This is a genomic window from Massilia sp. 01N417 (assembly GCF_056399645.1).
Genome location: NZ_JBFTRS010000002.1, coordinates 75,315 through 88,921, shown reverse-complemented (window position 1 = coordinate 88,921; position 13,607 = coordinate 75,315). Strand labels below are relative to the sequence as shown.

At 64.6% G+C, this 13,607-nt stretch carries 15 protein-coding genes, 1 tRNA gene and 1 pseudogene; 8 read left to right on the top strand and 9 right to left on the bottom strand.

Annotation, left to right across the window (positions count from 1 at the left end; genetic code table 11):
* Positions 1-11 precede the first annotated feature (11 nt).
* Positions 12-1,109: a LytR C-terminal domain-containing protein gene (locus AC1DOQ_RS02545; RefSeq protein WP_477359974.1), complete on the top strand. Its 1,098-nt coding sequence runs from the start codon at positions 12-14 to the stop codon at positions 1,107-1,109.
* Between the two features lie 91 nt (positions 1,110-1,200).
* Positions 1,201-1,527 carry a BON domain-containing protein gene (locus AC1DOQ_RS02540; protein ID WP_442122958.1) on the top strand — a complete coding sequence of 109 codons (327 nt, stop codon included), beginning with the start codon at positions 1,201-1,203 and terminating at the stop codon, positions 1,525-1,527.
* A gap of 20 nt (positions 1,528-1,547) precedes the next feature.
* Here the strand turns inward: AC1DOQ_RS02540 and AC1DOQ_RS02535 are convergent, their stop codons facing one another.
* Positions 1,548-2,321 carry a GIN domain-containing protein gene (locus tag AC1DOQ_RS02535; RefSeq protein ID WP_477359972.1) on the bottom strand — a complete coding sequence of 258 codons (774 nt, stop codon included), beginning with the start codon at positions 2,319-2,321 and terminating at the stop codon, positions 1,548-1,550.
* A gap of 208 nt (positions 2,322-2,529) precedes the next feature.
* Here AC1DOQ_RS02535 and AC1DOQ_RS02530 point away from each other — a divergent pair, with 208 nt between their 5' ends.
* Both AC1DOQ_RS02530 and rtcA read left to right on the top strand, forming a co-directional pair.
* Positions 2,530-3,765: an RtcB family protein gene (locus AC1DOQ_RS02530; RefSeq protein WP_477359970.1), complete on the top strand. Its 1,236-nt coding sequence runs from the start codon at positions 2,530-2,532 to the stop codon at positions 3,763-3,765.
* A gap of 2 nt (positions 3,766-3,767) precedes the next feature.
* Positions 3,768-4,742: pseudogene (gene rtcA, locus AC1DOQ_RS02525) on the top strand (RNA 3'-terminal phosphate cyclase); the annotation flags it as partial.
* A gap of 101 nt (positions 4,743-4,843) precedes the next feature.
* Here the strand turns inward: rtcA and AC1DOQ_RS02520 are convergent.
* From AC1DOQ_RS02520 to petA, 6 genes are all read right to left on the bottom strand, one after another.
* Positions 4,844-4,919, bottom strand: a tRNA-Thr gene (locus tag AC1DOQ_RS02520).
* A 21-nt stretch (positions 4,920-4,940) separates the two neighbouring features.
* Positions 4,941-5,441: a ClpXP protease specificity-enhancing factor gene (locus tag AC1DOQ_RS02515; RefSeq protein ID WP_477359968.1), complete on the bottom strand. Its 501-nt coding sequence runs from the start codon at positions 5,439-5,441 to the stop codon at positions 4,941-4,943.
* Between the two features lie 124 nt (positions 5,442-5,565).
* Positions 5,566-6,177 (bottom strand): glutathione S-transferase N-terminal domain-containing protein, encoded by a 612-nt coding sequence (locus AC1DOQ_RS02510; RefSeq protein ID WP_052234221.1) that lies wholly within the window; start codon positions 6,175-6,177, stop codon positions 5,566-5,568.
* Between the two features lie 90 nt (positions 6,178-6,267).
* A complete protein-coding gene (locus AC1DOQ_RS02505; protein WP_477359966.1) occupies positions 6,268-7,029 on the bottom strand; it encodes a cytochrome c1 in 762 nt (253 codons plus the stop codon).
* 21 nt (positions 7,030-7,050) lie between these two features.
* The gene (locus tag AC1DOQ_RS02500) at positions 7,051-8,460 is read right to left on the bottom strand and encodes a cytochrome b (protein ID WP_477359964.1); all 1,410 of its coding nucleotides are present in this window, start codon (positions 8,458-8,460) and stop codon (positions 7,051-7,053) included.
* Position 8,461: 1 nt separating this feature from the next.
* Positions 8,462-9,076, bottom strand: coding sequence for a ubiquinol-cytochrome c reductase iron-sulfur subunit (gene petA, locus AC1DOQ_RS02495; protein WP_477359962.1), 615 nt, complete (start codon positions 9,074-9,076; stop codon positions 8,462-8,464).
* 255 nt (positions 9,077-9,331) lie between these two features.
* Here petA and mscL point away from each other — a divergent pair, with 255 nt between their 5' ends.
* From mscL to AC1DOQ_RS02475, 4 genes are read left to right on the top strand one after another with little or no spacing between them, the layout of a single operon-like run.
* A complete protein-coding gene (mscL, locus tag AC1DOQ_RS02490; RefSeq protein ID WP_477359960.1) occupies positions 9,332-9,760 on the top strand; it encodes a large conductance mechanosensitive channel protein MscL in 429 nt (142 codons plus the stop codon).
* A 9-nt stretch (positions 9,761-9,769) separates the two neighbouring features.
* Positions 9,770-10,933 (top strand): Do family serine endopeptidase, encoded by a 1,164-nt coding sequence (locus AC1DOQ_RS02485; protein WP_477359958.1) that lies wholly within the window; start codon positions 9,770-9,772, stop codon positions 10,931-10,933.
* 26 nt (positions 10,934-10,959) lie between these two features.
* On the top strand, positions 10,960-11,652 hold the full coding sequence (locus AC1DOQ_RS02480; protein ID WP_477359956.1) for a DUF2461 domain-containing protein: 693 nt from the start codon (positions 10,960-10,962) through the stop codon (positions 11,650-11,652).
* A 14-nt stretch (positions 11,653-11,666) separates the two neighbouring features.
* Positions 11,667-12,038 (top strand): cupin domain-containing protein, encoded by a 372-nt coding sequence (locus AC1DOQ_RS02475; RefSeq protein WP_477359954.1) that lies wholly within the window; start codon positions 11,667-11,669, stop codon positions 12,036-12,038.
* 30 nt (positions 12,039-12,068) lie between these two features.
* Here the strand turns inward: AC1DOQ_RS02475 and AC1DOQ_RS02470 are convergent, their stop codons facing one another.
* Both AC1DOQ_RS02470 and AC1DOQ_RS02465 read right to left on the bottom strand, forming a co-directional pair.
* On the bottom strand, positions 12,069-13,109 hold the full coding sequence (locus AC1DOQ_RS02470) for an NAD(P)H-dependent glycerol-3-phosphate dehydrogenase (protein WP_477359952.1): 1,041 nt from the start codon (positions 13,107-13,109) through the stop codon (positions 12,069-12,071).
* Positions 13,110-13,122: 13 nt separating this feature from the next.
* Positions 13,123-13,578, bottom strand: coding sequence for an SH3 domain-containing protein (locus AC1DOQ_RS02465; RefSeq protein WP_477359950.1), 456 nt, complete (start codon positions 13,576-13,578; stop codon positions 13,123-13,125).
* Positions 13,579-13,607 lie beyond the last annotated feature (29 nt).

Genomic DNA, 13,607 nt, shown 5'->3' with positions numbered 1-13,607 from the left:
CGGAGATCGTCATGCGTACCCGGATCCTGACCCATACCTTGCCCTTGCTGTGCTGCGGCGCGCTGCTGCTGGCGTGCAGCAGTCCCTATATGCGGCAGGAGACGGCGTCAGCGGCGGTCGTCGCCGCCGACGAGCAGTACGTGCGCGGGCGCAACCTGCACCTTGCGCGCCGCTACGACGAGGCCATCGCGGCCTACCAGGCGGCGCTGGCGTCCGATCCGAGCCATGTGAACGCGCGCAACGGCCTGGCGATCGCCTACGCCGAACAGCGCGATTTCGCGAAGGCGATCCCGATCTGGCGCGACTTGACGCGCGGCGCCACCATGGCCTCGGGTACCGCCACCGCCTTCCTGTTCGGGAACCTGGGCCATGCCTATTTCCTCAACGGCCAGTACGACGAAGCCCTGGTCGCGCTGGAAAAGGCCTGCCTGCTCGATCCGCTGAACCACCGCACCTGGCAGCGCCTCGGCGAGACCCTGCAGCAGCTCGGCCAGGACGAGCGCGCAAAGCAGATGCTGCGCCAGGCCAGCGCCCTGCGCGAGCACGATTTCCGCGCCGATTACGCCGCCACCGATGGCGGCGCCAGGCTGCCGGCGATCGAACAGGCGGTCAAGACGACCCATCGTCCCGACCAGGACTGGGCCTTCGTCGAAGTCGCCACCAAACCGAACGGCATGCTCGAGCTGCGCCGCGTGGTCCCGTCCCGCGGCGCGCAGCCGGCCGCACCGGCCCTGCCGGCTGCGCCGCTGGCGCCGAAGACAGACCGGAACCTGCCGGTGGTCGCCGCGCTCGAGATCTGCAACGGCAACGGGCGCCAGGGTCTTGCAAAGCTGATGTCGCGCCAGCTGCGCGATCCGGACCTGAAAGTGGTGCGGCTGACCAACGAGAAGGGCTTCGCGGTGCGCCAGACCCGCATCGAATACCAGCCGGCCTTCCGCGGCGTGGCCGAGCGGCTGGCGGGGCGCTTCGGCGCCAGGCCGGTGGAAGTCGGCATGGGCGGCCGCGCCAACCTGCGGCTGGTGATCGGCCGCGACCTGTCGGCCGGCTTGATTGCCGGCCGCTCGAACGCTGTGCCGGCGGGGCAGGGAAGCGGGGCCGGCGCCCCTTGAGGCGCACGGTGCCGTTTTCACAACAGTATCGGGCGACAGGCTAAACCGAAATTGGGAATAATAAAAATCTCAACCATTCGGGAGAATTGCCATGGCTTTTACTCGTCGCTTCCAGTCCGCTATTGCCCAATCCGTCATTGCCGGCACCCTGCTGGTATCGGTCGTCGCCTGCGCCCCGACCCCCACCCGTGAAGGCACTGGCGAATACATCGACGACTCCGTCATTACCGGCAAGGTGAAGGCTGCGTTTGCCGCCGATCCGACCGTCAAGGCCACCCAGGTTCAGGTGGAAACCTTCAAGGGGACGGTCCAGCTGAGCGGCTTCGTCGATTCGCGCGAAAGCGCCCAGCGCGCCGTCGAACTGGCGCGCGGCGTGAAGGGCGTGAAATCCGTGAAGAACGATACGGTGATCCGCTAAGCCCACCGGCAAGCCGGTGCTTACTGCCAGCTCACCTTCCCGAAGCCATTCGTGGTTGCGTTGCGCGTCGCCGGCTTGCCGTAGACGGTGGCCGAACCCATGCCGTTCAGGTTGACGTTGGCGGCGGTCCTGGCGAACACGCTGGCACCGCCCATGCCGGACATGTCCAGGTCGACCGAATCGGCGCGCAGCTGCTGGGCATCGAGGCTGCCGACGCCGCCCAGGTGGGCGCGCAGCACCTTGGTCTGGCCGCTCACGCTGATCTGGCCGGCGCCGCCGAGTTTGACCTCGATGCGGTCGGCCTGGCCCGTGGTGTTGAGCGTCAGGCCGCCGACGCCGCCCAGGCGGGCATCGATGTCGCGGTACTGGCCGCTGACCTTGACCGCGCCCGCACCGTCCAGCGACACCACCAGCCTGTCGCCGCTGAAGCCCGAGACCTCGCTCTGGCCCACGCCCTCCGAGACGAATTCCTGCAGGTTCGGCACCGTCAGGTCGGCGCGCAGCTCGCCCGAATTGCGCCCGAAGTTCATGTGATTGCCGCTTTCGGTATCGATCGACAGGGTATCGCCGCGCTGGGTGGTCGTGATCTTCGAGACGTAGCGGCGGTCGCCCGACACCACCAGCGACGCCGTCGGTCCCTGGCGCACGTTCAGACGGACGATGCCGCCCAGGTGGATCTTCGAGACCTTGGCGTCGACCGGCCGGTTTTCGCGCACGATGTCGTCCGCCCAGGCGGCATGCGCCCCCATCGAGAAAGCGGTGGCCAGGAATGCGGTGCCGAGCAGTTTGTTCATGACGTATTCTCCAAAATGGTTTGCCGATGAATCCACTATAGGCTCGGGCATCCGGGAGAAACGGCGGATTGCGACAGACTGCAGCATCGGCGGTATGAAGCGCAGAATTCCCGCCCCTGCAAATAGGCCTTCGCATACTCGGACAACACCCCATATACCTGTTCAAAGCCCTGGAAATCCCGATCCCGACATTGGGGTCAGAAATGAGATGAAAAACGAACACTACGATGTCCTGAACGTGGAAGGAGGCCGTCCGGTCAAGATGTGGACCCGCGGCGTGCCGGTCGAGGAAGACGCCAGGCGCCAGCTGGCGAACACGGCGCGCATGCCCTTCATCTACAAGCACATGGCGGCGATGCCCGACGTCCACGTGGGCAAGGGATCGACCATCGGCAGCGTGATCCCGACGCTGGGCGCGATCATCCCGGCCGCGGTCGGGGTCGACATCGGCTGCGGCATGATGGCCGCCAAGACCACCTTGGGCGCCTCCGACCTGCCGGACAACCTGGGGCCGCTGCGCAGCGCGATCGAGCGCTCGGTGCCGCACGGGATGTCGCCCAAGACGCGCGGCTTCAAGGGACGCGACAAGGGCTCGTGGGATGCGCCGCCACCAGCCGTCGACACGGCCTGGATGGCGCTGAAGGACGAATTCGACCTCATCTGCCAGAAGACGCCGCGGCTGCGCAACACGAACAACTACAAGCACCTGGGAACGCTGGGAACCGGTAACCACTTCATCGAGATCTGCCTCGACGAGCAGGGCTTCGTCTGGTTCATGCTGCACTCGGGCTCGCGCGGCGTCGGCAATGCGATCGGCACCCACTTCATCGAGCAGGCCAAGCAGGACATGCGGACCCACTTCATCAACCTGCCGGACCAGGACCTGGCCTATCTGCCGGAGGGGACGCAGCACTACGACGACTATATCGAAGCGGTCGGCTGGGCCCAGAAGTTCGCCCGCATGAACCGTGAAATGATGATGCGGAACCTGATCGCGGCGGTGCGCACGGTGATCGCGAAACCCTTCGAGACCCACGTGGAAGCGGTGAACTGCCACCACAACTACGTGCAGAAGGAGAACCACTTCGGCAAGGATGTGCTGGTGACGCGCAAGGGCGCGGTATCGGCGCGCGAAGGGGAGCTCGGCATCATTCCGGGATCGATGGGGGCGAAGAGCTATATCGTGCGCGGCAAGGGCAATGCCGAGAGTTTCAACAGCTGCAGCCACGGCGCCGGCCGCACCATGAGCCGCACCGAAGCCAAGCGCCGCTATTCGGTCGACGACCAGGTCAAGGCGACCGAGGGCGTCGAGTGCCGCAAGGACGAAGGCGTGATCGACGAGATCCCGATGGCCTACAAGGACATCGACGCCGTGATGCAGGCGCAGAGCGACCTGGTCGAAGTGGTGCACACGCTGAAGCAGGTCGTGTGCGTGAAGGGGTGAGCATGATCGAACTGGATGGATCGACGGGCGAGGGCGGCGGCCAGATCCTGCGCAGCGCGCTGACCCTGGCGATGATCACCGGCCGGCCCTTCCGCATCCGGAACATCCGTGCGCGGCGCGCCAGGCCCGGCCTGATGCGCCAGCACCTGGTGGCGGTGCAGGCCGCCAGCCAGATCTGCGGCGCCGAGGTCAAGGGCGCGGCGGTCGGCAGCCAGGAGCTGGAATTCGTCCCCGATCAAGCCCAGGGCGGCGACTACCGCTTCGCGATCGGCACCGCCGGCAGCTGTACCCTGGTGCTGCAGACCGTGCTGCCGGCGCTGCTCACGGCCGAGCGGCCCTCGACCCTGAGGCTGTCGGGCGGTACCCACAATCCGATGGCGCCGCCGGTGCAGTTCCTGCAGCGCGCCTATTGCCGCGCCATGGCCGAGATGGGCGCGCAGATCGACGTGCGACTGGAACGCTTCGGCTTCTATCCGGCCGGCGGCGGCGAAGTGGTCGCCAGCGTCAGCCCCTGCGCGCAACTGCGTCCGCGCGAATGGATGGAGCGCGGCGAGTGCCGGGCCGCCTATGCCGAATGCTTCATCGCCGGCATTCCGGGACGGGTCGCGCAGCGCGAGCTGGAGTGCGTCGGCAAGGCCATGGACTGGGGCGAGGACCAGCTCCTGAACCGCAGCCTGCCGGCCGGGCAGGGGCCGGGCAACGCACTGATGCTGACCTTCGACTACGCGCACACGACCGAGGTATTCACGGCCTTCGGCGAAAAATCCGTCTCGGCCGAGGACGTCGCCCGCCAGGTGGTGCAGCGCGCGCGCCAGTACCTGTGCTCGAACGCCGCGGTCGCGGAATACCTGGGCGACCAGCTGATGCTGCCGCTGGCACTGGCGGGCGGCGGCGGCTTCACGGTGGACGAGGTGTCCATGCATGCGCGCACCAACGCCGGGGTGATCGAGCTGTTCCTGCCGGTGCGCTTCAGTTTGGCAGGCGCGACGGGGTCGACGTCTGTACCGTCCACTCACGATAAGCGGGTGCCGGAAAGCAAAAAGCCCAACCATGAAGGCTGGGCTGATGCTGGTGTTACTGGTGCCGGCTGCAGGACTCGAACCCGCCACCTGATGATTACAAATCAACTGCTCTACCTGATGAGCTAAGCCGGCAATGTGGCCAGGATTATACCCTTATTTGATCCTGGTCAACGTCGGACGGCCACCTTTTTTCGGCGGCTCATTGTCGCCGTCGGGCAGATGCGACACCTCGGCGCTTGGTGCGCTGGACGTCTTGCCCGGCACGGCGGACAGGCCCGGTCCCGGTGCGGCAGCTGCTTCGGCAGAAGGCGCGGGGGCGGGCGGCGCCATGTCGGCGGCAGTGGTGCTGACGTCGAAGGCCATGCCCTGGCCGTTTTCGTTGGCGTAGATCGCCAGCACGTTTTGCACCGGAATATAGAGTTCGCGCGAGACGCCGTTGAAGCGTGCCCGGAAGGTGATTGCGTCGTTGTCCATCTTCAGCCCGGAGGTTGCGCCGTAGCTGATGTTGAGGATGATCTCGCCTTTTTTCACGTATTCCATGGGAACCGTGGTGGCGGCGTCGACCTTGACCGCCAGGTAAGGCGTGTAGCCGCTGTCCGTGCACCATTCGTAGATGGCGCGCAGCAGATATGGCTTGGTGGAGATGTCTGGCATGTTCAGGATCAAATTGAAACAAGTTGTTACACGCCAGTGTAATCCGATTCGCCACAAGGCGTCGAAAACTGGCGTGCAACGGTGTCCGGTGGTGCCGGACGAGGCTCGAAAGCGCCGTAAGCGCTTAGCGGCGCATCACTTTCTCGGACGGCGTCAGCGCTTCGATGTAGGCCGGACGCGAGAAGATACGCTCGGCGTACTTCATCAGCGGGGCGGCGGTCTTCGACAGCTCGATGCCGTAGTGATCCAGGCGCCACAGCAGCGGGGCGATGGCGACGTCCAGCATCGAGAACTCGTCGCCCAGCATGTACTTGTTCTTCAGGAACAGCGGAGCCAGGGTGGTCAGGCGGTCGCGGATTTCGGCGCGTGCCTTGTCGTGGCTCTTGTCGCCGACCTTGCTGCGCTCGTTCTCGAGCGTGTTCACGTGCACGAACAGCTCTTTTTCGAAGTTGAACAGCATCAGGCGGGCGCGGGCGCGCATCAGCGGGTCGGCCGGCATCAGTTGCGGATGCGGGAAGCGCTCGTCGATGTACTCGTTGATGATGTTCGATTCGTACAGGATCAGCTCGCGTTCGACCAGGATCGGCACCTGGCCGTACGGGTTCATCGTCGAGATGTCCTCGGGCTTGTTGAACAGGTCCACGTCGCGCACTTCGAAGTCCATGCCCTTTTCGAACAGGACCAGACGGCAGCGCTGGGAGAACGGGCACGTGGTGCCGGAGTAGAGAACCATCATGGTTTATAGTTCCTTCAAGTAACAAAGGGGTGAAGCGCCGAGCGGCTCACCCCAGATAATAATTGCCCGCATTATAACCGGGCAATCACATCACTTTACGTCTTTCCAATAAGAAGCGTTCAATCTCCAGGCAAGGAAAGCGAAAACAGCAAGGAACAGCAACACGATTGCGCCCAGCCGCTTGCGCAGGTCCTGCGACGGCTCGGCCATCCAGTTCATGTAGGCGACCAGGTCGGCCACCTGGGTATCGAACTCCTGCGGCGTGAGTTCGCCCTTGCTCACCTGTTCGAAACCGGCGAACTTGTGCACCGTCTTGCCGTGCTCGTGGGGATCGGCTTCCTCGACCATCCTGGCGGTGCGCACGCCCTGCAGCTGCCACAGCACGTGCGGCATGGCGACGTTCGGCACCACCATATTGTTCCAGCCGGTGGGGCGGGTGTCGTCCTTGTAGAAAGTGCGCAGGTAGGTGTACAGGTAGTCGGCACCCGAACCGGCGCCGGAAGCGCGGGCACGCGTGATCACCGACAGGTCCGGCGGCACCGCGCCGAACCAGGCTTTCGCGTCCGCAGGGCGCATCGCGATCGTCATCATGTCGCCTACCTTCTCGCCGGAGAACAGCAGGTTGTTCTTGATCTGGTCTTCAGACAAGCCCAGGTCCCGCAGGCGATTGTAGCGCATCGCTGACGCCGAATGGCAGTTCAGGCAGTAGTTGACGAACAGCTTGGCGCCGTTCTGCAGTGACGCAACATCAGTGCGTTCCGGTGCGCGGTCGAGCGGGAAGGTGCCTTCGTTCGCAAAGACGAATCCCGGCAGCAGGGCAAGGACCGCGAGCAGCTTCTTCGAAAAATTCATGGTTGTCCTTTTCCGTGGCGGTCAATGAGGAGTGAAGGTCACGCGGTTCGGAACCGGCTTGAACCGGCCCGAGGCGCTCCACCACGGCATCAGGAGGAAGAAGCTGAAGTAGATCAGGGTGCAGGCCTGGGCGATCAAGGTGTAGGCCGGGGTCGGCAGCTGGGTGCCGAGGTAGCCTAGCGCGATGAAGCAGATGCCGAACACCAGGTACACATACTTGTGCCAGCTGGGGCGGTAGCGGATCGACTTCACCGGCGAATGGTCCAGCCACGGCAGCAGGGCCAGGATCACGACGGAGGAGCCGAACAGCACCACGCCCCACACTTTCGCATCCAGGAACAGCATGCCGATTTCCAGCACCACGGCGATCGCGGTGATGGCGACCTTGGTCTTGTACGACAGGCGCGAACGCAGCCAGATGAACACGACATAGGCGGCGACGCCGGCCATCACGACCCACATGAAGTCGGAGGTGGTGGCGCGCAGCACCGAGTAGAAGGGCGTGAAGTACCAGGTCGGCGCGATGTGCGGCGGGGTCTTCATCGAGTCTGCCGGGATGAAGTTGTTGTACTCCAGGAAGTAGCCGCCCATTTCAGGCGCGAAGAAGATCACCGCGCTGTAGATGAACAGGAAGACCGAGACGCCGAACAGGTCCTTGGTGGTGTAGTAGGGGTGCGACGGGATCATGTCGACGCCATGGCCGTCCGGGCCGAGGTTTTCCTTGACCTCGATGCCGTCCGGGTTGTTCGAGCCGACTTCGTGCAGTGCGATCAGGTGGGCGGCAACCAGGCCCAGCAGGACCAGCGGGATCGCGATCACGTGGAAGGCGAAGAAGCGGTTCAGGGTCGCGTCCGATACCACGTAGTCGCCGCGGATCCACAGCGACAGGTCCGGGCCGATCAGCGGGATGGCGCTGAACAGGTTGACGATCACCTGGGCGCCCCAGTACGACATCTGGCCCCAGGGCAGCAGGTAGCCGAAGAAGGCCTCGGCCATCAGGCACAGGAAGGTGGCGAAGCCGAACAGCCAGATCAGCTCGCGCGGCTTGCGGTAGGAACCGTACAGCAGCGCGCGGGTCATGTGCAGGTAGACCACGATGAAGAACATCGAAGCGCCGGTCGAGTGCATGTAGCGCACCAGCCAGCCCCACGGGACTTCACGCATGATGTATTCAACCGAGCCGAAGGCCAGGGCGGCGTCCGGCTTGTAGTGCATGGTCAGGAAGATGCCGGTGACGATCTGCAGCACCAGCACCAGCATGGCCAGCGAGCCGAAGATGTACCAGACGTTGAAGTTCTTCGGGGCGTAGTACTTGCCCCATTGATCGTTCCACAGCTTCGACAGGGGGAAGCGGTCGTCGACCCAGGCCAGCGCTTTCTGGCTCTTCGGCGCATCGGCCGGGAGTTTGGTTTCCTTGAAAGCTGCGCCCATCTTATGCCTCGCCTTTCTCGTCTTTGCCGATCACGATCTTGTTATCGGACAGGTACATGTACGGGGGGACGTCGAGATTGGCCGGCGCCGGCTTGTTCTTGAAGACGCGGCCGGCCAGGTCGAAGGTCGACCCGTGGCAAGGGCACAGGAAGCCGCCGTGCCAGTCGTCCGGCAGGTTCGGCTGCGGACCTTCGGCAAAGCGGGAAGAGGGCGAGCAGCCCAGGTGGGAGCAGATACCGACCGCGACCAGCACTTCCTTGTGCTCCTGGCGCGACCGGGTTTCGTTCTTGGCGTAGGAAGGCGTCTCCATCTGGTACGGCTTTTCCGATTTCGGATCGGCGACCAGATTGTCGTTCTTCGGCAGACTCGCCAGCATTTCCGGGGTACGGCGCAGGACCCAGACGGGCTTGCCTCGCCATTCCACCACTTTCATTTCGCCAGGCTTGACGTCGGAGATATCCACCTCGACCGGCGCGCCGGCCGCCTTCGCTCGCTCCGAAGGCTGGAAAGTACTTACCAGAACTCCGGCCGTTGAAACTCCGACAACGCCGCCCGCCGCGCATGTAGCCACGAGCAAGCCTCGCCGGCCTGTATCGACCTGCTTCTCATTACTCATACCAACTCCATTCGTCAAATGCGAAATGCTGCAATGCAATAGATTGCAATTAGGTAAAAACCTTTATTGCAACAGTCGATTATATGTGAACAGTTTTGCAAATTAAAGAAAAAACGTTCTTACGGTCATGATGACTTCCAAATGTGCATTTTCCTGTCTGCCTTACCAGGGCAAAGCGAATATTCCAGGGCTGGAGCAACCCGGCCTTTCGGGTATCATCACTGCGGGATGTCCACAACGAAAAGGGAGGCCTATATGGGAATGATGCAGGAGTTCAGGCAGTTCGCGATGAAGGGCAATGTCGTCGACCTGGCCGTCGGCGTGATCATCGGCGGGGCGTTCGGGAAAATCGTCGATTCGCTGGTGCAGGACGTGATCATGCCGCCGATCGGCAAGATCTTCGGCGGCCTCGACTTCGCCAGTTATTACCTGCCCTTGAACGGACAGGCCTATGGCCTGCCGCTGGCCGAGGCGAAGAAGGCCGGGGCGGTGCTGGCCTACGGTAATTTTCTGACCGTCTTGCTGAACTTCCTGATCCTGGCGTTTATCATCTTCCAGATGATACGGTTGATGAACCGGATGCGCAGCACCTTCAGGAGCAGGGAAGAAGAGGTGGCGGCGGCCGCCACCGCGGAAGAAATCCTGCTGCTGCGCGAAATCCGCGACTCGCTGAAGAGCCGATAAGTAGCTGGCATGCGGCGCACCTGGCTCCTGTTCGCGCAAACCGTCACGATCGTCCTCGGCATCTATGCCGTGATCGCGGCGCTGCGCCCGGAGTGGCTGGGGGCGCTGCCGGTGCAGCGGGCGCCGACCCAGGTCGGGATCGGCGGCCCCGGCCGCGGGGTGCCGGTGCTGCAGGCGCCCGATGGCGCGGCGCCGGGCAGCTACCGCGATGCGGCGGCGCGCGCGATGCCGGCGGTGGTCAACATCCTGACCAGCAAGGCCCTGCGCGAGACCCATCCGCTGCTGAAGGATCCCTTCTTCCGCCGCTTCTTCGGCGACAAGCTGCCGCCGCAGGAGCAGATGGCCAGCCTGGGCTCGGGCGTGATCGTCAGCGCCGACGGCTATATCCTGACCAATTACCACGTGGTCGAAGGCGCCGACGAGATCGAGGTCGGCCTCGCCGACGGCCGCAAGGCCGCGGCCAGCATCGTCGGCACCGATCCGGAAACGGATCTCGCCGTGATCCGCATCAAGGCGGATAAGCTGCCGGTGATCGTGCTGGGCGATACGAATGCGGTGCGGGTCGGCGACGTCGTGCTGGCGATCGGCAATCCCTTCGGCGTCGGCCAGACCGTCACCCTCGGCATCGTCTCGGCGCTGGGCCGCAACAACCTGCACATCAACCATTTCGAGAATTTCATCCAGACCGACGCCGCGATCAACTTCGGCAACTCGGGCGGCGCCCTGGTCGACACCCGCGGCAACCTGCTCGGGATTAATTCGGCGATCTATTCCCAGACCGGCGGCTCGGTCGGCATCGGCTTCGCGATTCCCGTCTCGACGGCCAAGAACGTGCTCGACTCCATCGTCAAGCACGGCCAGGTGGTGCGCGGCTGGATCGGCATCGAATCCCAGGACATCACGCCGGAACTGGCCGACAGCTTCGGCCTCGGACGCGACAGCGGCGCCATCATCGCCGGCGTGGTGCGCGGCGGCCCGGCCGACCGCGCCGGCATGCGTCCCGGCGACATCCTGCTGGCGGTGGACGGCAAGAAGGTGTCCAGCACCAACGACATGCTGAACCTGATCGCGGAGCTGCCGCCCGGCGGCAAGTCGAAAATGACGGTGATGCGCAAGAACCGCCAGTCCATCCTCGACGTCACGGTCGGCCGCCGCCCGCGCCAGACTCCCTGACTCCTCTTGTTGAATAAGAAAAACTTATGCATTTGCACGACCTGACGCAATTCCTTACCGAACTCAAGGACAACAACAACCGTCCCTGGTTCCTCTGGAACAAGCCCCGCTACGACATCCTGCGCGCCGAGTTCCTCGAGACGCTGACGCACCTGATCCGGGAAATTTCGAAGTTCGACCGCCAGGTGGCGGCCTGCGATCCGAAGAAGGCGATGTTCCGCTTCCAGCGCGATACCCGCTTTTCGCACGACAAGACGCCCTATAAAACGCATTTCTCGGCCGGCATCGCGCCGGGCGACAAGCGCCGTCCCAGCGAAGCCGGCGGCCCGACCTATTACTTCCACATCGAAGCCGACGGTACCCTGCTGTTCGGCGCCGGCGAATACCTGCCGCCGGCACCGCGCCTGAAGGCGATCCGCGAACACGTGGTCAACGATGCGACAGGTTTCAGCAAAATGTTGAAGAATAAACATCTGCGCGAGACCTACGGCGACCTGAACCCGGAAGACAAACTGCAGCGTCCGCCGAAAGGCTTCGACCCGAACCATCCGCTGGTCGAATACCTGAAGCTCAAGAGCTATTTCGTCTGGATCGAGGTCAAGCTCGACGTCAACGCACCGGAAAAACTGGTGCCCCAGCTCGCGCAAGGATTCAAGGACGCCACCGCGCTGGTCAACTGGCTGCGCGGGGTGCCGCAGACATTTGACGAGACAGCGTAATTAAGGAGAACACCATGGCCTTGCAGCATGCAAGATCCGGCGAATGCATCGCACTTGAGCGGGGCGAAGACGACATCGCGAACTTCACATCCATCGCGCTGATCAAGACCGACCATATGGAACTGATCCGGCTGGTGCTGCCGAAGGAAAAGCCGATGCCCGAGCACCGGGTCGAGGGGGAAATGACGCTGCTGTGCCTGGAAGGCGAGATCGCGTTCGACGCCCACGGCCGCACCACCATCCTGCGGCCGAACGAAATGGTCTACCTGGCCGGCGGCGAGCCGCATGCGGTGCGCGCCAACCAGGATGCCGTGGCCCTGATGACCATCCTGCTGCACCCGGGCGGCAACAGCGGCGGGCCGACGCACCGCGACGCGCGCACGTAAGATGGACGGCTCTGCCGTCCACCCTGCATATCAAGCCAACTCATTGCGCGGATCGCGCGCCAATAACTGATCCACGGTTTCCTGCACCGAGGCGCCATCGAACAGCACGCCGGCCACGGCATTGGTGATCGGCATGTCGACGCCGAGCTTGGCCGCCAGTTCGCGCACGGCTTTGGCGCAGGGCACGCCTTCGGCCACGTGGCCGAGTTCCTTGACGATGGTGTCGAGCTGCTTGCCCTGGGCCAGCGCCAGGCCGACGCGGCGGTTGCGCGAGAGGTCGCCGGTGCAGGTCAGGATCAGGTCGCCCATCCCGGTCAGGCCCATGAAGGTGCCCGGCTGGGCGCCGAGGGCGGTGCCGAGGCGGGTGATCTCGGCCAGTCCGCGCGTGATCAGGGCCGCGCGCGCGTTCAGGCCCAGGCCCAGGCCGTCGGCCGCGCCGGTGGCGATGGCCAGGATGTTCTTCACCGCGCCGCCCACTTCCACGCCGACCATGTCGTCGCAGGCGTACACGCGCACGCTGCCGCCGTGCACCAGGGAGACCACGCGCTCGCGCAGCTCGGCCGAGCTGGACGCCACCGTCAGCCCGCAGGGCAGGCCGCGCGCCACTTCCTGGGCGAAGGAGGGGCCGGACAGGGCCGCGCCCGGGACGGTATCGCCCAGCACTTCGCGCACCACCTGGTGCGGCAGCAGGCCGGTGCCGTATTCGAAACCCTTGCACAGCCAGACGACGTTCGGAATCTTGCGGCCCCTCGGTTGCTTGAGCTGCTCGAGCAGCGGGCGCAGGCCGGCCACCGGGCAGGCCGCGATCAGCAGCGGCGTGGTGCCGGGGGCGGCGTCGGTCACGTGGGCCAGCGCCGCCTCGAAATCGGCGGTCACGCGCAGCGAGGGCGGCAGCGGATGGCCGGGCAGGTAAGTGACGTTGTCGCGCGCCGCTTCGGTGGCGGCCATCTGCTCGGGATTGCGGCCCCACAGCAGGACGTCATGACGGGCGGCCAGCGCGATCGCGACCGCCGTGCCCCAGGCGCCGGCGCCGAGGACAGTGATGGGTTGGGATTGTTTGGTTTCGTGCATGTGGTGGGCTGGGTCAGATTCCCCAGACGTCGGACGCCCTGACGTAGCCGGCGATGCCGTCGCGGTGGCGCACGCGCACCCATGGGCCGGCTTCCGGATCGACCAGTTCGAGCAGGACGTTCTTATCGGCCGTCATCACGACGGGGGCATTGTCTTCCGGTGCGGCACGGACGCGGGCGGAAGCCACGCGCACGATCACATTGCGCCTGGCGGACAGGCCGCGCGCCTCGGTCCAGGCGAGATCGCCGGCGGCGTCGCGCACCTTGACCCAGTCGCCATAGCTGATCATGACCTCGACCGGCATGCCGCTCGGGGCGATGAACAGCTTGCCGCCCTTGACGGACGGGGCGTCGTACAGGATCACGGCATGCGCGCCCACCGTCTTGAAGTCGAATGCGGCGGCCGCACAGGACGCCAGCATCAGGATGCTGCCTGCGATGACACGGTAAGGGAAACGGACGCAGAGCATGACAGGCCTTTGGGAAAACGACACGCGCC